This is a genomic window from Larkinella terrae (assembly GCF_009668025.1).
In the GTDB taxonomy this organism is placed as follows: domain Bacteria; phylum Bacteroidota; class Bacteroidia; order Cytophagales; family Spirosomataceae; genus Larkinella; species Larkinella terrae.
Map to the genome: position 1 here is coordinate 80,028 of NZ_WJXZ01000011.1, position 19,523 is coordinate 99,550.

Consider the following 19,523-nt stretch of genomic DNA (forward strand, 5'->3'; position numbering starts at 1 on the left):
GAAAATATAATCAGCTGATTACCAGCTATTGATTTTGTCTGATAAAATAATACTTCCTTAATCCTGACAAAAATGAAAAAAATTGTAAAAAAAAGTATATTTGCCTGATTTGATTTTTGCCTCTAAAACTGAATAGCCGCAAGTTGGTAAAAAGGCTCCGCGCCGTTTTTGCCAGGAGGTTCAGGAAGTCTGTAGTAGTCCCCCGCGAGAATCTTAACATTTTATGATGTAGCCCCACATCATAAAAGCCAATCATTTGTTTTTAGCGAAAGTGTAAAAACCGGTTCGCCGGTCGATTGTATTTCTGACTTCGTTGGAAACCGCAGTCTTTTTATTCGAATCGTCCTGTCTACAACCCACTCGTTAAAGGTTCAGTACTTTTTCACACTTTTCCCAAAAAACTATGTCCATCTCTCCTACGTTTTTGGGTCAGCTCAGAAGTTTAATCCTGAGTTGTGCCCTGGTGCTGTTGACAGTCAGCACGTTTGCCTCCAGTCACCGGGAAGCCCCGCTGATTTCAAGCGACCCGCTCGCCGACAACACGGATGTGTACGCTTTCAAAAGCCCGGATGATCCGAATACCATTACGATCATCGCCAATTACATTCCCTTTGAGTTGCCGGAAGGTGGCCCCAATTATTATAATTTCGGTCCTAACATCCGCTACGAAATTCACGTAAAAAACAAAGCCAACACGCCCGGTGACGACATTACGTACCGGTTTACGTTCAGCAGCAACAATCAGGACCCCACCACGTTTTTCAACATCCGGCTGGGGCAGCAAAATCTGAAAACCACCTACATCTGCGAAAAAAGCACCAATGGCGGAGCGACCTGGACAACCATCGTCAGCAATGGCGTTGTGCCTTCCGCCAACATCGGACCCCGCTCCATCGAAAACGGAACCGTTGGTTTGGGTGCTTCTTCGTATAACTCGCTGATTGAACAGGCGATTGCTACGGCGAATTCGGGCGAAAAAGTGTTCTGCGGCCCGGCCGACGATCCGTTCTTTGTCGATCTGGCGGGGGCGTTTGATGTGGGAAATTTCCGGCCCAGCGGCAACCCAACCAATCCACCGAAGGACGGGCTGGCCCGGTATAACGTCCACACCATTGCCCTGAAAATACCGGTCAATCTGCTTCAGAAAGACGGAAAATCTGTTGCTCAGGCGGCCAATATTCTCGATCCCGACTTCGTCATCGGCGTCTGGGCGTCGGCCAGTCGGCGGAAAATCACCACTCTGTACAACGAAGGCGATGTTGGCTACGATGGCGGCTGGGTGCAGGTTTCCCGGCTTGGCATGCCCCTCACGAACGAAGCTATCATCCCCATCGGCATGAAGGACAAATGGAACTCCCTGACGCCCTACGGAGGAAACGACCTGCAATTTGCTCCTTATTTTACCAATCCCGAACTGGCGTTGTACATGGATGATTCCAAATTCGGCGGAGCGGTTGGATCGTTGAAAGATCTCCGGATTCAGGCGAATTCGCTAGGTGCGTTCGACTTCCGGAACGGAAAACCGGGTTTATATGGCCTGAAAGGAACTTCAGCCCTGACCGGCACGGCGCTGGACGATGCCGTTTTCGGGACGATCCTGCTGCCCAACAACGCCAGCCCCCGCGCCGTTGACCTGCTGCCGATCTTTTACACCGGCGTGCCGAATATAAAACCGTATCAACTGGCAACGGGAAAAAACGGCAATCCGCTGGCGGCCGGCAAACCTTTCATCAACAACTTTCTGCCCACGCTGGGCGATATGCTGCGGCTGAACATGGCCGTGCCCGCAACGCCCCGTAACGATCCCAAATTCAGCTCGTTGGGTTTGGTCGGAGCGGCCGTACTGGGTCTGACCGATCCAATGTACACCAATCTCAATCTGCAGTTTATTCCGAACATGGACGGTTTTCCGAACGGACGCCGGTTGGAAGATGACGTCACGACGATCGAGTTACAAGCAGTTAGCGGGGTTGTTCTGGCCGCCGTTGGTTTGTGGTACGACGACTTCAAGCCGGGAACCACGCCCAATCCGGTGACGCCCAGTTTAGGAAAAGTGCTGGGATTCACCGCCGGAGTTACCAAAAATGATACGACGCTCAAAGCTTCGTTTCCCTACGTACAAGCGCCGTGGAGAGGTTTCGATCATTCCAAAACGACCAAATTCTAAGCCTGCACACCTCGGATAAAACATGAAAAAGATACTTACCCTTCTGCTGGCAGTGCTGCTGTATCTGCCCATTAGCCAGGTTATGGCTTCGAGCCACCGGGAAGCTCCGCTGATTTCGACCGATCCGCTGGCCGATAACACCGACGTCTACGCGTTCAAGAGCCCAACCGATGCGGAAAAAATCGTCCTGATTGCCAACTACATTCCTTTTGAAGATCCGGCGGGTGGCCCCAACTGGTACACGTTCGGGGAAAACATCCGGTACGAAATCCATGTAAAAAACAACGCCACCACGGCGGGAGACGATATTACGTACCGGTTTACGTTCAAGGTTGTCAATGAAGACCCGACCACGTTTTTCAACATCCGCCTGGGCAAACAGAACCAGAAAACCACCTATACCTGCGAACGCAGTCTGAACGGGGGGCAGACCTGGACCACCATCGTCACCGACGGCATGGTGCCCCCGCCCAATATCGGGCCCCGCTCCATCGAAAATGCCACCGTTGGCCTGGGTGCCACTTCCTACAATGAACTCGCGAAAAAAGCCATCACGACCAGCTCAACGGGCGAGCGGATTTTCTGCGGCCCCATCGACGATCCGTTCTTTGTGGATTTGGGCGGTGTGTTCGACCTGGGAAACATCCGAAGGAAAGGCCGCGACGGTCTGGCCCGTTTCAACGTGCATACCATTGCCCTCGAAGTACCGGTTTCGACGCTGCAGAAAAACAAAAAAAACGTTGCTCAGGCCGCCAATATTCTCGATCCCGACTTCGTCATTGGCGTCTGGGCTTCCTCCAGCCGACGCAAAATCAAAACCCTCTACGCTGATGGGATTGGTTACGATGGCGGCTGGGTGCAGGTTTCCCGGCTTGGCATGCCCCTGACCAACGAAGCCGTCATTCCCATCGGCATGAAGGACAAATGGAACTCCCTAACGCCCTACGGAGGAAATGACCTGCAATTTGCTCCTTATTTTACCAATCCCGAACTGGCGTTGTACATGGATGATTCCAAGTTTGGCGGAGCGGTTCCGGGTCTGTCGGCCCTCCGGATTCAGTCGAAGTCATTGGGTGCGTTCGACTTCCGGAACGGAAAACCGGGTCTGTTTGGTCTGAAAGGAGCCTCGGCCCTGAATGGTACGGCCCTGGCCGAGAGCGCGTTCGGGTCGGTTCTGCTGCCCAACAACGCCAGTCCCCGCGCCGTCGATCTGCTGCCCATCTTCTACACCGGCGTCCCCAACCTGCGCCCTTACCAACTGGCGACGGGGAAAAACGGCGATCCGCTGGCGGCTGGCAAACCCTTCATCAACAACTTCCTGCCCACGCTGGGCGATATGCTGCGGCTGAACATGGCGGTTCCGGCTACTCCCCGCAACCACCAGTACTTCAGTTATTCGGGCTTGCTGGGCGCTGCGGTTCTCGGCTTGACCCAGGAACCGTACAACAACCCGAATCTGCAGTTTATCCCGAACATGGACGGTTTTCCGAACGGGCGCCGGTTGGAGGATGACGTCACGACGATCGAATTGCAGGCAGTGGGCGGAGTTGTTCTGGCGGCCATTGGTTTGTGGTACGACGATTACATTCCGGGCACGTCGCCCTCACCGGTTACGACCATGTTAGGCAACGTTCTGGCTTTCGAAGCGGGTGTTCTCAAAAACGATACGACCTTCAAAAGTTCGTTCCCGTTTGTTCAGGACCCCTGGCGGGGTTTTCTGGGCAACAGCTACGAAGCCAATCAGCCGCTTGCCGTGACGGTCGTGAACTACAATTGCGCCAACGGCAATATTGTGTACGGCCGAATTGGGGGCGATCCCAAAAAGACGGTTGAGTATTCGGCCGCCGGGGTCAATACCTGGAGCACCAACGTAAATCAGCAGGTCGAAGCCGAGTTGCGCAGAGACGTCGGCAGCCGTAGGACCCTGGTTGTGTACGGTCGTTACGTGGGCGAACCGGCTTCGCAGGTGAGCTACACCTTCGATTTCCGTACGCCCTGTAACCAGCGGCTCGGAATCGAATCGGCGGAGGAATTCACGGTTCGCGTGCTGGGCAACCCTTCTACCAAGAACGAAGTGACGGTGGAAGTGACGGGAGCCGCCGGTCAGTCGCTTCACCTTTCGGTGATCAATAATCAGGGTCAGCAGTTTGGCGAGCATACCGTGCCAATCGCGGGTTCGCTGGAACGCCGGACACTGCGGCTGGGGCAAGAAACCGGCGTCTACTTCCTGCAGGTAAAAACCCCAACGGATCAGCAGATTATTAAAGTGCTCCGGCAATAACTATTCTTCCGCACCAAAACCGGGGGTTGACGAATCCGCGCCAATCCCCGGTCATTTCTCAACACACTTTCCCCTTTTCCGCGTGGGCGGTTTCATTCACCATGTCAGCACGTAACTCTTTTCTCAATCGACTCTTTTCGGTCTGCATTCCGGGAATCCTGTCCCTCCTTCTGTTTACACAGACGAGTTGTTCCGAACGTAAAAAAACCGGTACCGAAACCGCATCAACCAGCTCTACGATGGAAATACCGCCCCTTTTTGAGCGCCGGGGCGAATTAGCCAGCGCCGTCGAATGGCCCCGGACGAAAGAGAAAGTCGATGATTTACAGAGAAAAATCCAGAAGACCCCGAACGACCTGAAACCGCGCCTGCAATTGGCGGTTATTTACCTGTCCGAAGCCCGGATTACCGGCGAACATCCCTATTATTACCCGGCCATTCTGACGATTCTGAATGGCGTGCTAGCGATGGACCCCAAAAACTTCGAGGCCACAACGTTTAAATCGTCCGTCAAAATGTCGCAGCACCAGTTTGCCGAAGCCCGCGAACTGGCCGAAAAAGCCCGGCAGATCAACCCCAACAACGCCTACGTCTACGGCGTTCTGGTCGATGCCAACGTCGAGCTGGGAAATTATGAAGAAGCCGTGGCGATGTCGGATAAAATGCAGCAACTGAAACCGTCGCTGGAGTCGTATTCACGGGCGTCTTACCTGCGCGAAATTTACGGAAGCTACCCCAGCTCGATCGAAGCCATGAAACTGGCCGTTCAGGCCGGATTACCCGGTTCGGAACCGTATTGCTGGAGCAAAAATATCCTCGGTCACCTCTACGAAACAACCGGTCAGTTGAGCGAAGCTGAAAAACAATACGCCGGTATTCTGAACGTTCGGCCCAGCTACGCCTTTGCGCTGGCCGGTCAGGCCCGAATCCAGAAAGCCCGCAAGGAATACGCAAAGGCCCTGGCGACTCTCGACAAAGCCGCCAGCATCATGCCCGAATTTTCGTTCCACGAAGAAATGGCGGAGATTTATGCCCTGCAGGGCGATAAGGAAAAGGCCAAAAAGAAATTTGCCGAAGTGGTCACCATGCTGAACGAAGATGCCCGCTCGGGTCATACCGTCGATCTGGAACTCTGCAAACTCTACACCAAAACCGGTCAATTGGATTCGGCAAAAGTTTACGGCCTGAAAGAATACCGGAAACGGCCGGAAAACATTGACGTCAATCACGCCCTGGCCTGGGTTTATTTCAACCAGAATGACCTGCAGAAAGCCCAGGAACACATGCAGATAGCGCTGAAAACCGGTAGTAAAAATCCCGAATTGCTGCGACAGGCCGGAGCGATTGAAGTTGCCCTGGGACACGTCGAATCGGGAAACAAACTGGTGGCTCAGGCCCGAAAAATAAACCCTAATTTTGTACTTTAGCCGGACTAAGGCAATCTGGTTGCCAACCCATCCGTATGAAACGCGCGCTTTACGCCCTTTTATTGGCCCTGATCAGCCTACCGGTTTTTGCCCACCTGGGTAGTATTTCAGGAACGATACTCGATCAGGCTACCCATCAGCCACTGCGCGGGGTCAGTGTGCAGCTCACCGGTTTGGGAAAAGGAACCCTCACCAATGAATTAGGACAATACCGTTTCGTGGGTTTGGTGGCCGCTTCCTACAAGCTTGAAATCTCCCACATCGGTTTTAAATCCCTGACTATTACAGTCGAGATCAAGGATGACCAGACCGTTGCGCTGAATACGGTTTTGAGTCGCGCGCCCATCGAATTGAGCGAAGTTGTCGTTTCCGTGCAGCAGGCCCACGATCAGCAACTGATTAGCAGTCTGGACATTAAGATGCGCCCCATTACCAACTCGCAGGAAATTCTGCGGATGGTGCCGGGTTTGTTCATTGGGCAGCACGCGGGGGGCGGAAAAGCCGAGCAGATTTTTTTGCGGGGTTTCGACATCGACCACGGCACGGACATTCGGCTGACGGTGGACGGCATGCCGGTCAACATGGTTTCGCACGCCCACGGTCAGGGTTACGCCGATCTGCATTTTGTGATCCCGGAATTAATCGAAAAAGTTGACTTCAAAAAAGGGCCTTACACGACGGACAAAGGCAATTTTACCACGGCGGGCTGGGCCGATTTCCGGACGCGCACGGCTTTGGACAAAAGTTTCGCCAAGCTCGAAGTCGGGCAATACAACACGTACCGCGCCGTTGCGGGGCTGGATTTGCTGGGGCAGCGGGGACGGTCGCACAACCAGTCGGCCTATCTGGCGTCGGAATATTCGTATTCCGATTCCTATTTCGACAACCCGCAGCATTTCAAACGCCTGAATGTGGTGGGCAAATACCACAGCCATTTGTCGCCCAACACTAACCTGACGCTGACCGGTTCGACCTTCTGGAGCAAATGGAATCACTCCGGGCAAATTCCCGACCGGGCGGTGGCTTCGGGCCTGACCGGTTTTTTCGGTTCCGTCGATCCGACCGAGGGCGGAGAAACCAGCCGGACCAACGTCAACGCGGAACTGGTGACGGTTACACCCGGCAATTATACGATCAAGAATCAGCTTTTTTACAGCAACTACAATTTTGAGCTGTATTCCAACTTCACTTTTTTCCGCGAGGATTCGATCAATGGCGACCAGATTCGGCAGAAAGAGCACCGGAATCTGTTTGGCTACAACGGCAGTATCTCGCGAACCGATTTCAGGGGGAACACCCGGTTTACGACAACCGCCGGGCTGCAATACCGCCAGGATTTAACGCATCACACGGAGCTTTCGCACACCAGAAACCGGGTTGAGACGCTGGAACGGCGGCAATTCGGAAACATCAATGAAGTAAATGCCGGTGGATATGTGGACGAGCTGGTCCAGTTTTCCGACCATTTTTCCCTCAACGCGGGCGTCCGGCTGGATTATTTCCGCAATCAGTACGAAGACCTGATTCCGCCCACCAGCGTTACGAAACGGGCCGATGCGGCCATTGTTTCGCCCAAACTCAACCTCTATTACACGGCAAATTCGCGGCTTCAATTGTACCTTAATACCGGCAAAAGCTTTCACTCCAACGATACGCGGGTGGTTGTCCCGCAGAATGGGCGGGATATTTTACCCCCGGCCTACGGTTCCGATCTGGGCATTATTTTCAAACCGTTTCCCAAATTGCTCATCAACGCGGCTGGCTGGTACCTCTGGCTGCAACAGGAATTTGTTTACGTCGGCGACGAAGGGGTGGTGGAACCCAGCGGCAAATCGCGCCGGTACGGGGTCGATCTGTCGGTTCGCTACCAGTTGACCCATCACCTGTACGCCGATCTGGATCTGAATACCGCCAAACCGCGCGCCATCGGAGTCGAATCCAGTCAAAACTATTTACCGCTTGCGCCTACGTTCACTTCCACGGGTGGCCTGACGTTCCAGAATGCCGGACGGTGGAGCGGCTCGTTGCGCTACCGGTACATGGGAAACCGGCCCGCGAACGAAGACAACTCGATTGTCGCTCAGTCGTATTTTGTAACCGATCTGCAAGTCAATTACACGCGGGCCCGGTATCAGTTTGGGTTGTCCGTTCAAAATCTGCTGAATACCCGTTGGAAAGAAACGCAATTTGCCACCGAAAGCCGGTTGCGGGGCGAAACCGCAGCGGTGGACGAGATTCACTTTACGCCCGGAACCCCTTTTTTCGCCCGCCTGAGCTGGACATTGTTCTGGTGAGCTTGTCCACAAAAAACAATTTTCAAATTATCGTCTTTCGACCTGAATGGCCTAATTTTTGCTAATTCATCCACATACCCGTATGGGTAGGACAGAATTAACATACAGCCCGGCCGATCGAGTCGGGTTTTGTTTTAATTTTTAGTACACTTGCACAAACAACGCCAATCTCTGTAAATTGTGCTGGACAATGAAGTGAGATGTTTCATAAATAGATCGTTCGTGTATGACTAATTTATTCAGTAAAACCCGTGAAACCGTAATTGCTGGTCAATTTAAGAGTCAGACTACCATCTTTCCAATGACGCCAACGACCCGCTTCGAGCGGAGGTGTCACATTCTCTATGAATCGTATAACCGTTTCATCGACGATGGCGAAAAACTCCTGGCCGCCGATATCCTGGGCATTCTGAAAGACGTTCTCGATGACGAAATCAAAGCTTTAAGTACTCCCGCCATTTCCAATAAATAATTCCACTTCAGCGGAAATCATACCCGGTACCTGCGTCTTCGGTTCGCTCACGAATGGAAGGCTGACATTTTATTGCGCATTTCTTCCGCCAACAAGCGGGTCAACTCCCCCGCCGGAAGCTCCCGGCCCAGGCTGGCAGCCTGGCCGGACCACAGCGACGTAAAGTCGGCAACACCCGTCGGCTCGGCTTTCGCCCGGAGCGGCATTAACGCGCCACCGGCCAGTGGAAATTCCGGGGTCTCCGCCGATAGCGGTCCCGCTTCCCGAACCAGGCGGTTGACAATCCCCCGCGCCGGGCGACCTGTGAACACATTCGTGATAGCCGTATTATTGTCTTTTCCATTGCGCAGAGCCTGTTGGTACAAAGGCGAAATTTCTGCTTCGGGGCAGAACAAATAAGCCGTTCCGAGTTGAACGGCCGACGCGCCCAACACCAGGGCCGCGACTATGCCGCGCGCATCGGCAATACCACCGGCGGCAATCGCCGGTATTTTCACGGCATCGACCACCTGCGGCACCAGCGCCATCGTTCCTACCTGCGTTGCCATATCGTGGCTCAGAAAGTTTCCCCGGTGACCGCCCGCTTCCGCGCCCTGGGCAATAATGGCGTCGCAACCTTCGCGTTCGAGCCAAACCGCTTCCTCAACCGTCGTGGCCGACGACAACACCTTCGCTCCGGTGGCCTTGACCCGCGCCAGCAGCTTCTGGTCCGGAAGGCCAAAATGGAAACTCACCACCTCGGGCCGCAGTTCTTCCACCAACGCGCACAAATCCGCATCGAACGGCGCACGGCTTGAGGTTGGAACAGGCCCGCTCGGATCGATTCCAAATTCGGTGTAATAGCTTTTCAGCCGTTTCCGCCAGCGGTTTTCACGATCCGGATCGATCACCGGCGACTGGTGACAGAAAAAGTTGAGGTTAACCGGTTTAGCGGTTTTCTGCCGAATCAGGTCATACTCATGCCGAATCTGGTCGATGCGTAACAGGGCGCAGGGCAACGACCCCAGCCCACCCGCTTCCGAAACTGCAATCGCCATTTTCGACAAAACCGATCCTGCCATTGGCGCCTGAATAATCGGCAATTCTATGTCCAGTAATTCCTGAATCCGGTTGTCCGGCCATGCCTTCGCCATCGTTTCTCGCGTTTAAACCGATACTGTCCTTTCCGGCAAAAGTAGCAGATTAATTTATACAGCCCACCGGTTTTAATCGTGGGTTCAAATCGTCCAAAACCGCTGTTCAAACAAACCGTTTCAACAGTTTTGGCTCCTGAAAACCGGCCGGATCGTTGTCCACCAGCGTACAAAAGCTGTCCAGAAACGGACATGGTTTTTACCAAAAACCGCCCCAATTCGCTCAGAAAGGCCGTATTATCAGTTTGGCAAAGCATTTGTTATACATTTACACAACTAATTCTGCTAGAACAATGAAAGGAACCTATCTGGGCGAGTTTGAGGAAGTTGTACTCCTGTCCGTGGCCATCCGATCCGGCGACGCTTACGGCGCGGCTGTCACCACCGAAATTGAACAGCAGATGGGGCGTTCCGTCAACCTGGGCGCGGTTCATTCGGCGCTGCACCGGCTGGAAGAAAAAGGGCTGCTGACCTCCAAAGTGGGGGGCGTCACGCAGGAACGCGGTGGTCGCCGGAAGCGGCTGTATTCGGTCACCCTTGCCGGACGTCGGGCGCTGGAAGAAATCCGCCAGCTCCGCAACCAAATGTGGGATTCCATCCCGAATACCGCCTGGAGTTGAGAGGGAATCAACAATGAAAAATTAACAATTAACTGATTTTCAATCCATTCAATATTAATTATTCATTGTTACTTATTAATTAAACGTAGTTCATGATGAAACCAAATCCGCCCCGCTGGGCTATGCGGTTTTTACACCTATTCTGCCCGGCTTACCTGGTTGAGGAAATGGAGGGCGATCTGGAGGAGTTGTTCGAGCAGCGGGTTAGCCGGATTGGCATCCGCAAAGCCCGGCTCCGCTACGTCCGGGATGTGCTGAGTCTGGTGCGTCCTTCCCTTCGAAAACAAAAACCGCTTGAGCATCCATCACCTTTTCTATTCCGTCCCGCTATGCTTTTCAATTATTTCAAAATTGCCTTCCGAACCCTGCTCAAAAACAAGGTTTATTCCGTGATCAACATCGCGGGTCTGGCCACAGGAATGGCCGTAGCCATGCTGATTGGTTTGTGGATCTGGGATGAAGTGTCGTTCGATACGTATCACCCAAACCGGGAACGGCTGGCTTACGTGATGGCCACCCAGACCTACAACGGCGAAACCGGAACCTACAACAGCATTGTCGTCCCGCTTGAAAAAGAGCTCCGTACGCTGTATCGAGCCGATTTCAAACGCCTGTCGATGCTCTGGACCAGCACGAACATTCTGGCGGTCGGCGAGAAAAAGATTGCCCAGCCGGGGATTTGGGCCCAGCCCGATTTTCCCGAAATGCTGACCCTCAAGATGCTGAAAGGCAGCCGTGAAGCCTTCAAAGATCCGTCGTCGGTTTTGCTTTCGGAATCCGTGGCGACCTCGCTTTTCGGCGATGCGGACCCCATTAATCAGGTGGTGAAAGTCGACAACAAAACGAATATGAAAATTGTGGGCGTTTACCAGGATTTGCCGCCGAACACGACCTTCCGTGACGTTCGCTTCGTGCTGCCCTGGCACAATACCGCCAACTGGTGGAACACCCAGGACAAGGACTGGCGAAATCACGGCTGCAATTTGTTGGTGCAGGTCAGCGATCGGGTCGACATGAGTCAGCTTTCCGCCAAAATCAAGGACATCGTTCTCCCCCACATCAAGGAAATCGAGTATACCTCACTAAATCCGATGGCGCGCTGGCACCTGTACAGCAATTTCCGGACCGGCCAGGTCGACGGGGGCCGGATTCAGTTTGTCTGGCTATTTGGCATCATTGGCGTTTTTGTGCTGCTGCTGGCCTGCATCAACTTCATGAATCTCAGTACCGCCCGGAGCGAAAAACGGGCCAAAGAAGTCGGCATTCGTAAAGCCGTCGGGTCGATGCACAGCCAGCTGATCGGGCAATTCCTGAGCGAATCAATCGTGGTGGCTTTCGTATCGCTGGCCTTCACCCTGCTGCTGGTTTTGGCCTCGCTCTCCTTCTTTAACCGGCTGGCCGACAAAGCCATCGACATCCCGTGGACGCATCCGGTTTTCTGGTTATTAACAATCAGTTTCACCCTGTTTACCGGTTTTATTTCGGGCAGTTACCCGGCTTTTTACCTGTCCAGTTTCAAGCCGATCAAGGTGCTGAAAGGCGTGATGCGGGCCGGGCGGTTTGCTTCGCTGCCCCGCAAGGTCATGGTGGTGATTCAGTTTACGGTTTCCATCACGCTGATCATCGGCACGATCATCGTTTACCGGCAAATTCAATACGCCAAAAACCGCCCGGTTGGTTACAGCCGCGAAGGCCTGATTACGATCGCCATGAATACGCCGGAATTAAACAGTCATTACAACGAATTGCGGGCCGCGTTGATCGAGTCGGGAGCGGCCGCCGAAATGACCGAATCCAACAGCCCGCCGACGCAGATCTGGTCGAACAACAGCGGTTTCAGCTGGAAAGGCAAAGATCCCACCACCGACCCGTTGTTTGGCACCATTGCCGTGACGCACGATTTTGGAAAAACCGTGGGCTGGAAAATCGTGGCGGGCCGGGATTTTTCGCGCGATTTCGCGACCGATTCCAGCGCCTTTATTTTGAATGAAGCCGCCGTGAAACTCGCCGGTTTTGCCGACCCGGTCGGAAAAGTCATGCGCTGGAACGGCCGCGATCACGTCGTTACGGGCGTTGTCAAAGACATGGTCATGGATTCGCCGTTTCAACCCACGGTTCCGACCATCTTTCTGGTGGATTACGGGTGGCTGAATATGATTATTGTGCGAACCAACCCCGCGCTGTCCGTCCGCGATGCCCTGGACAAAATGGAACCGGTTTTCAAAAAATTCAACCCCGGCAGTCCGTTCGAGTACAAATTCTCCGACGACGAATACGCCCGCAAGTTTTCCGACGAAGAGCGCATCGGCAACCTCGCTACGTTCTTCGCCGTTTTCGCGATCTTCATCAGTTGTCTGGGATTATTCGGGCTGGCGTCGTTTGTGGCCGAACAGCGCACCAAAGAAATCGGCGTTCGGAAGGTGCTGGGCGCGTCGGTTTTCAACGTCTGGGGCTTGCTTTCCCGGGACTTCGTGGTGCTGGTAATTATCTCGTGCCTGATTGCTGTTCCCTTCGCCTGGTATTTTATGAACAGCTGGCTGAAGCAATACGATTACCGCTCGGATATTGCGTGGTGGATTTTTGCGGCCTCCGGTTTGGGTGCGCTGCTCATCACGCTCTTAACGGTAAGCTATCAGGCCATTCGGGCGGCTTTGGTCAACCCGGTCAAGAGTTTGCGAACGGAGTAAAGCACCCGGTTTTCGCAACCGAATGAAAACATTGAGCGTCCGGATTGGTGGGGTCACCGCCGAATCCGGACGCTTTACGTTGATTTTTCCGTTACTCATTTCAGCGGGCGGTTTCTTTGTATCCATTCGGCCAGAGACTGTTTCTGGCCTTCTGATTCAATCGCATAAACCGATGAAAATAGCCCTGCTGATCCTCCTCATGCTGACGGGTTTTCTGTGCTGCACCAATTCCGTCGCGCCCGAACCTTCTTCCAACTCCTATGATTTCTCGTCCGTCGACCGGTTTATCGACAATAATACTGCCGTGTATCAGGATAGCATTGCCGTGCTGGTTTCGCAGAATGGAAAAGTGATTTACCAGAAAGAACACAACCTGACGATTGATACAAAACGGCTCATTGCTTCGGCGTCCAAGTGGCTTTCCGGTGCCGTGATCCTGGCGCTGGTCGATGAGAAGAAACTGGCATTGTCGGACACTGTCGGCAAGTTTCTGCCGCTTTTTACCCGATACGGCAAGGGAAATATCACCATCCGGCAACTGTTTTCGCATACGGCCGGTTTTCCGGGCGACTCCCCCGAAAAATACGAATACCGGCGCGATTTGACACTGGCGCAGGCCGTCGACTCGATTGCGGTTCATACCCAACTAGCCAATCCACCCGGTACGGTTTTTCGGTACGGTAGTGCCAGTATGCACGTGGCCGGGCGCATTGCCGAACTGGTTTCCGGAAAGTCGTGGCAGGTGCTCTTCAACGAAAAGATTGCGGTTCCCTGCGACTTACGCGCCACCTATTTGCTGGTCAATCTCCGCAATCCGCTGATTGCCGGTGGTGCCTGGACCAGCGCCCGCGACTACCTGAATTTTCTGGAAATGATCGTTTCGAAAGGTGTATTTCGCGGTAATCGCGTCCTGAGCGAGCAGTCCGTTTCGGAAATGCTCCGGGACCAAACCGGCGGGGCAACGATTCAGGCAACGCCGTATCCGGCCAACCCCTATTCCAAAAATCCCGTCGCCAGCGTTCGGTACGGAATCGGCAACTGGCTCGATGTCGTGGACGCGTCCGGCAAGGTGCTGGAAAGCAGCAGTCCGGGCTTGTTCGGGGCGCATCCCTGGCAGGACTCCAAAAATCAGGTGGCTGGCATTATTTTCACCCGCACCACCACCCGGCAGAGCGCCGTCACCAGCCTGAAGATTCGGGAAATGATCCGCAATAGTATTGAAAAATAAACCGTCAGCGTTGCTGCGGTTTCAAAAACCGGTTGAACTGCAAGCCCTGCCCGTTGACCGCCGTAACGACCAATGGTTCAACGCTTCTGCCGGAAACCACCACCGATCTCCGGGCGTCGCCATTCACCAGAAAACCGCTTTCGCGCGGCAGCAGCGGTTTGAAATGACCATGACCGTCGCCCAGCAACACCAACCCGAACGAAGCATCCTGCCGCCCCATGTTGACTTCGTTCGGGTAAAAATTACCGGTCAAAACCGCATCCAGCTTTCCATCGTGGTTGACGTCCTGCGGAATGATTTCAAAAACCGGTGATTGCTGCGCCATCCGGGGCAGGGGCGTCATTCGGAATTCGCCGTTGCCGAGATTCTCGATGTAGGCACTTTGCAGGTACGTGGCCTCCGCCTGATACGCCCCGTCGAGGTCGTCTTTGGACAGCAATTCGTCAAAGGTAACCTTGGCGTAATCGGCGTAACGCTGGTATTTTCGCCGAAACTGAATGACCTGCTGGTTCAGGGCGTCGCGGGGAATGGCCGGATACCGAACCCCTTTGATGAAATACCCCATCAACGGATCGAACGTGCCGTCCTTGTTGAAGTCTTTCGCAATAATCCTGATCGGTTCCTGCTCCGACGCCCGGTACAAGGTGTTCAACCCCTCATTTCCGGCGATGTAATCCAGATCGCCGTCGTTGTCAAAATCGCCCTGCGCCAGCGTGTTCCACCAACCTTCGGAGTGAGTGAATGAGCGAATGAGCGAATGAGTGAATAAACGGTTGGAAGGCTGCTTGCCGCTGGTGTTTTGCAGGAGTGTTAGCGGCATCCACTCGCCGGCGAGAAGGAGGTCGGGCCACTTGTCGTTGTTGGTGTCGGTCCAGAGGGCGGTGCAGACCAGACCGGCATTCAGCAACGGCGGGCAGAGTTGGGCAGTTACGTCCGTAAACCGGGTCTGGCCGCTCTTTGTGTCGTTGCGCAGTAGATAGCTGCGAGTGGGAAGCGGGTATTGACCGGGAATCTGCCGACCGCCGACAAACAGATCCAGATCGCCGTCGCGGTCGTAATCAGCCGCGATGACGCAGGAACCGCTGCCCGATACATCCGGCAAGGCGTTTGGCGAAGCCTCCGTGAAATCACCCCGGCCGTTGTTCAGATACAACTGGTCCTGGTAAAATGCTTTTTCCGAAGCGGGTCGCTGCGCTCCACCGGCAACGATGTACAAATCCAGGTCCTTATCGCCATCCGCATCGAACAGCAAAGCCGCCGTATCGTCGTGACCAGTGTGAATCGGGAACGGTTTTTTGGTAAAACCGCCCGTCGAATTTCGAATCAGGAAACAGGCTTCGCTGCCCCGGTAGGTTCCCCCGACAAAGCAATCGTCCAGGCCGTCGCCGTTGACATCCCCGGAAGCCAGCGCAAAACCGCTGCGCGACAGCATTTTGTGCAAAGCCGCCGTTTGCTTGAAATCCACAAAATCCGACCAGCGGTGCTGAAAATCCGGCGAAACCTGGCTGGTAACATTGGCAAACAGCGGCTTTTTGGGCGCAGGTGCGGGGCGGTTTTCGTTCTTTTTCGCCGGGTCAAAATGCAGTGTCAGGCGCTGATCAGCCTTGATCCGGTACTGTTTTTCCGACAAACCGCCCGGCCATTCCACCAGCAACGAATCAATAACCGCCAACTGGCCCAGCCCAAAATGCAATACCGGCTCGACCGACGACTGAAAACCGTGCACCACCGAAACCTCGGCATACTGCATTTGTCCCTTCGTCCACAACGTCACTTTACCGCCGATTCCCTGCCGGTTTCCCGCGCTTCCTTCCAGCCTGACGGCCAGGTAATGCGCCGGTTTCAGTTCCTGCGCCCGATTTTGGTACACCAGTGCTTCGGAATCAACCGTATTGACGACCAGATCCAGATCGCCGTCGCCGTCCAGGTCGCCATAAGCCGCGCCGTTGGAATACGACAGGTTGTCCAGCCCCCAACTCTTCGAAACATCGGTAAATGCCAGATCGCCCGCGTTGCGATAGGCATAATTCGGGACCCGCACCTCCGGCACTTTCTGGATCAGTTCCTCGCGCTTTTCCTTCTGAAACTCCGTCGTTCCAAAACCGGAAAACTCTTCGGTGAACGAGATAAAATCGCGGTCGGTCACATCCCGGCGGTAGCCATTCGTGATGTACAAATCCTTCCGTCCGTCGTTGTCGTAATCCGCCATCAGCGCGGCCCAGCTCCAGTCGGTTTTCGCCACCCCCGCCAGCAGTCCGATTTCGCTGAAAAGCGGGGGGACGGCAGCGGGCAGAGGGGAAGGGGTATGGGGCAGGGGGGATGGAGCAGAGGGGAAAGGGGTATGGGGCAGGGGGGGGGGGGGGGGGAGGGGGGGGGGGGGGGGGGGGGGGGGTGTGGCCCCTGCCCCCCCCCCCCCCCCCCCCTGCCCCACGCCCAAATTCAGTTGCAGCGAATTGCGCATGTACTGCATCTGGTAGCGATACGGTTCGGAAATACTGAGTTCCTTGCGGTCGTAGTCCTGTCCGGCCAGCATCTTTTTCTGCCGCGCATTTTCCTCCGGTAACATGTCGAGCTGGAAAATATCGGCCCAACCGTCGTTGTTGAAATCGGCGACATCGAGCCCCATGCCGTACAAGCTGGTGTGCGCCGTCGACTGCCGGATGACGTTGGTAAACGTGGGGTTTGCCGGGTTGCTCTTCCCGTTATTCAAATAGAGAATATCACTGCTGATGAAGTCGTTGGAGCAGTAAATATCGGGGTAGCCGTCTTTGTTGAGGTCGCTGATCGCCAGACCCAGCCCGAGCCCTTCGTAGACAATTCCGGCCTGCCGGGAAACATCTTTGAAAACCGGGTGGCCCTGCGGCCCATTGCCTTCGTTCCGGTAAAGTTTGCCGGTGCTGGGATACGAACCGTCGTTGATGGTGGCCCGCAAATAATTCGGATTTTGCAGATCGGGGCCGGTATTGAGCAGGTAAGCGTCGAGATCGCCGTCGAGATCGTAATCAAAAAAGGCGGTTTGGGTGGTAAACGACGCATCCGCCAACCCGTACTCGGCCGCCATTTCCTTGAAAACCGGTTTGTCGGTTTTGCTTCCCTGGTTGATAAACAGCAAGTTTTCGGACTGCAGCAACGCCGTGTGTTTGGCCACGCTCACGTAAATATCCAGCCAGCCATCGCCGTTGACATCGGCCATCGATACGCCCGTACACCAGCGATTGGTTGTCAAACCGGCCACTTCGGTAACATCTTCAAATTTCCATTCGTGCGTCGCCGGGTCAATGCGGTTGAGGTACAGGCGGCAACTGACCTGATTGCCGCCGAAAAAAACGTCCGGTCGTCCGTCGTTATTTACATCACCGATTCCGACGCCCCCGCCGTTGTAGAAATTAGTGAACGTGAACGCATTGAGCGGATCGGTTTGCTTGAGGGTATTGGCAAAAGTAATACCGGTTTTTTCACCCGGAAGTTGCTCAAAAAGAGTCGGTTCCGACTGCTGGCAAGCCATGCAGAAAACTGCCATACTTGCAATGATCCCGTATAAAAAAGAGGAAAAACGCATGGATTTCACTGGCAAAACCGGTTGCTGAAAATGAATAAAGCGAGGAGCCGACGGTGTCCTACCGTTGCTCCTCGCTTAACTTTTAAGACATTCGTCCGAAATTAATAGCCCGGATTCTGATCGGCTGGCTCAATTTTCGGGTTGTTATCCACTTCCTGCTGCGGAATCGGCAGCAATTCGTGCTTGCTTTTCTGGAAATAGGCAAACGGCTCGGCTTTCAATTTACCGGCTTTCCGCCAGCGCAGGATGTCGCGGTTCCGGACTTGTTCCCCGCTCAGCTCCACGCGACGTTCGTGCATGATGGCGGCAAATACCTGATCTTTCGTGCCAACGGGGTAAGCAGCCGTCGGGTACGCGGGCATGGCCACACTCTTGCGGGCGCGAACCATGTTGAGGTATTTCACGGCTTCGGCGGTGGTTCCGATTTCGTTCTCTACTTCGGCCATTGACAGCAGCGTTTCAGCGTAGCGCATGATCCGCTGGTTGATACCGCCGGTCAGGAACGTCTGATCGGTTTTGTACATCAGCGAGAATTTCCGCCAGCTGATCTTGATGGTTTTTCCGTCCACGACCGACGAGTTGCCGTTCTGGGCCGCATCCGTCAGCACGTTTTTGTCGAGATTGTATTTGTCACCCGTTGAATAAAACGACTTGGCAAACCGGGGATCGCCTTTTTCGAATTCATTCAGCAGGCCGTTGGACGGAATTACGTTCCGCCAGCCGATGCCCGAATACTCCTGCGTCCGCACGGTTTCGGTTCCGGCCGTGGCACCGTTGCCATCGCCATCCCAGTTGTAGTTACCTCCGGATGGATAAAAATTAATTTCCCAGATCGACTCTTTGTTGAATTCGGTTTCTTCGATGAAGTTGTCCGAATACTCATCCACCAGACTGTAAGTACCCGATGAAATCACCTTCTGCAGCTCGGTTTTGGCATTCGTATAATCCGCCTGTTGCAAATAAACCCGGGCAAGTAGCATCTGGGCCGCTCCTTTGGTGGCGCGACCCAGATTATTCGCATCATAGGTTGCAGGCAAAGCTTCCTGTGCCGCTTTCAGGTCGGCAACAATAAAATCATAAACTTCTTTTTCCGACGAACGGGGCAATGAACCTTCCACCGCCGTGACGTAGGTTTTGTACAGGGGAACACCGCCCCACATTGTCACCAGATCAAAATACGACCAGGCGCGCAGAAAACGGGCTTCGGCCAGTAACCGGGCCTTATCAGCCGCCGGAATGTCGGACACTTTTCCCGACAGGTCCAGCACGACGTTCGCCCGGTGAATTAATTCGTAAAATCCCCGCCACACGGCTCCCATCACGGAGTTACCGCTGTCGTGGCTCCCGAGCAATAACTGGTTGCGGGGTGTTTCGAGTTGCCCACCGCCCGCGGCTGCATCGTCGCTGCGCAGGTCCTGAAGGAAAAACCACTCCCGCGAGGTGAGCGGATTGGATTTCGCCATAGCGTAAACCGCATTGACGGCGCTCGTCAATTCCGCTCCGTTTTTGTAAAATGTATCGACGGTGACACCGTTGGGGTTCAATTTGTCCAGATCACTTTCCTGACATCCTACCACCAGGCCCAGAAAGAGTATCCCGGATAACAGAAATTTATTTTTCATTGGAATCTTTCGTTTAATACTGTTGAAACATCG

The 19,523-nt window shown here is 54.2% G+C and carries 11 protein-coding genes; 8 read left to right on the forward strand and 3 right to left on the reverse strand.

The annotated features are described in order from the left end of the window. The first annotated feature begins 403 nt into the window (after positions 1-403). From GJJ30_RS17895 to GJJ30_RS17915, 5 genes are all read left to right on the forward strand, one after another. On the forward strand, positions 404-2,167 hold the full coding sequence (locus GJJ30_RS17895; protein WP_154176553.1) for a DUF4331 domain-containing protein: 1,764 nt from the start codon (positions 404-406) through the stop codon (positions 2,165-2,167). A gap of 22 nt (positions 2,168-2,189) precedes the next feature. Further along, positions 2,190-4,448 carry a DUF4331 domain-containing protein gene (locus tag GJJ30_RS17900; protein WP_154176554.1) on the forward strand — a complete coding sequence of 753 codons (2,259 nt, stop codon included), beginning with the start codon at positions 2,190-2,192 and terminating at the stop codon, positions 4,446-4,448. A 101-nt stretch (positions 4,449-4,549) separates the two neighbouring features. After that, positions 4,550-5,875, forward strand: a complete 1,326-nt coding sequence (locus tag GJJ30_RS17905) for a tetratricopeptide repeat protein (RefSeq protein WP_154176555.1) — start codon at positions 4,550-4,552, stop codon at positions 5,873-5,875. Between the two features lie 35 nt (positions 5,876-5,910). Further along, on the forward strand, positions 5,911-8,169 hold the full coding sequence (locus GJJ30_RS17910; RefSeq protein WP_154176556.1) for a TonB-dependent receptor: 2,259 nt from the start codon (positions 5,911-5,913) through the stop codon (positions 8,167-8,169). A gap of 301 nt (positions 8,170-8,470) precedes the next feature. After that, positions 8,471-8,641: a hypothetical protein gene (locus tag GJJ30_RS17915; RefSeq protein ID WP_154176557.1), complete on the forward strand. Its 171-nt coding sequence runs from the start codon at positions 8,471-8,473 to the stop codon at positions 8,639-8,641. A 47-nt stretch (positions 8,642-8,688) separates the two neighbouring features. On the opposite strand, the gene GJJ30_RS17920 is transcribed toward GJJ30_RS17915, so the two are convergent. Further along, a complete protein-coding gene (locus GJJ30_RS17920; RefSeq protein ID WP_154176558.1) occupies positions 8,689-9,774 on the reverse strand; it encodes an NAD(P)H-dependent flavin oxidoreductase in 1,086 nt (361 codons plus the stop codon). Positions 9,775-10,067: 293 nt separating this feature from the next. Between GJJ30_RS17920 and GJJ30_RS17925 the strand changes: the two genes are divergently transcribed. The 3 genes from GJJ30_RS17925 to GJJ30_RS17935 all read left to right on the forward strand — a co-directional run bounded on the left by GJJ30_RS17925 (position 10,068) and on the right by GJJ30_RS17935 (position 14,309). Then, entirely contained in the window at positions 10,068-10,394 is a 327-nt protein-coding gene (locus GJJ30_RS17925; RefSeq protein ID WP_154176559.1) for a PadR family transcriptional regulator, read from the forward strand. Between the two features lie 95 nt (positions 10,395-10,489). Then, complete coding sequence (locus tag GJJ30_RS17930; protein WP_154176664.1) at positions 10,490-13,081, forward strand: ABC transporter permease; 2,592 nt, start codon at positions 10,490-10,492, stop codon at positions 13,079-13,081. A 172-nt stretch (positions 13,082-13,253) separates the two neighbouring features. Continuing rightward, positions 13,254-14,309, forward strand: coding sequence for a serine hydrolase domain-containing protein (locus tag GJJ30_RS17935; protein ID WP_170299221.1), 1,056 nt, complete (start codon positions 13,254-13,256; stop codon positions 14,307-14,309). A 4-nt stretch (positions 14,310-14,313) separates the two neighbouring features. Here GJJ30_RS17935 and GJJ30_RS17940 read toward each other — a convergent pair whose 3' ends face one another. Together GJJ30_RS17940 and GJJ30_RS17945 are read right to left on the reverse strand one after the other, a co-directional pair. Then, complete coding sequence (locus GJJ30_RS17940; protein ID WP_205880580.1) at positions 14,314-17,829, reverse strand: VCBS repeat-containing protein; 3,516 nt, start codon at positions 17,827-17,829, stop codon at positions 14,314-14,316. Between the two features lie 140 nt (positions 17,830-17,969). Continuing rightward, positions 17,970-19,490 carry a RagB/SusD family nutrient uptake outer membrane protein gene (locus tag GJJ30_RS17945; RefSeq protein ID WP_154176562.1) on the reverse strand — a complete coding sequence of 507 codons (1,521 nt, stop codon included), beginning with the start codon at positions 19,488-19,490 and terminating at the stop codon, positions 17,970-17,972. Positions 19,491-19,523: the final 33 nt, after the last annotated feature.

Excerpts from the sequence above, each read along its gene's own strand:
- GJJ30_RS17895 (WP_154176553.1), top strand. The coding sequence starts at position 404 with ATGTCCATCTCTCCTACGTTTTTGGGTCAGCTCAGAAGTTTAATCCTG.
- GJJ30_RS17900 (WP_154176554.1), top strand. The coding sequence starts at position 2,190 with ATGAAAAAGATACTTACCCTTCTGCTGGCAGTGCTGCTGTATCTGCCC.
- GJJ30_RS17905 (WP_154176555.1), top strand. The coding sequence starts at position 4,550 with ATGTCAGCACGTAACTCTTTTCTCAATCGACTCTTTTCGGTCTGCATT.
- GJJ30_RS17910 (WP_154176556.1), top strand. The coding sequence starts at position 5,911 with ATGAAACGCGCGCTTTACGCCCTTTTATTGGCCCTGATCAGCCTACCG.
- GJJ30_RS17915 (WP_154176557.1), top strand. The coding sequence starts at position 8,471 with ATGACGCCAACGACCCGCTTCGAGCGGAGGTGTCACATTCTCTATGAA.
- GJJ30_RS17920 (WP_154176558.1), bottom strand. The coding sequence starts at position 9,774 with ATGGCGAAGGCATGGCCGGACAACCGGATTCAGGAATTACTGGACATA.
- GJJ30_RS17925 (WP_154176559.1), top strand. The coding sequence starts at position 10,068 with ATGAAAGGAACCTATCTGGGCGAGTTTGAGGAAGTTGTACTCCTGTCC.
- GJJ30_RS17930 (WP_154176664.1), top strand. The coding sequence starts at position 10,490 with ATGAAACCAAATCCGCCCCGCTGGGCTATGCGGTTTTTACACCTATTC.
- GJJ30_RS17935 (WP_170299221.1), top strand. The coding sequence starts at position 13,254 with ATGAAAATAGCCCTGCTGATCCTCCTCATGCTGACGGGTTTTCTGTGC.
- GJJ30_RS17940 (WP_205880580.1), bottom strand. The coding sequence starts at position 17,829 with ATGGCAGTTTTCTGCATGGCTTGCCAGCAGTCGGAACCGACTCTTTTT.
- GJJ30_RS17945 (WP_154176562.1), bottom strand. The coding sequence starts at position 19,490 with ATGAAAAATAAATTTCTGTTATCCGGGATACTCTTTCTGGGCCTGGTG.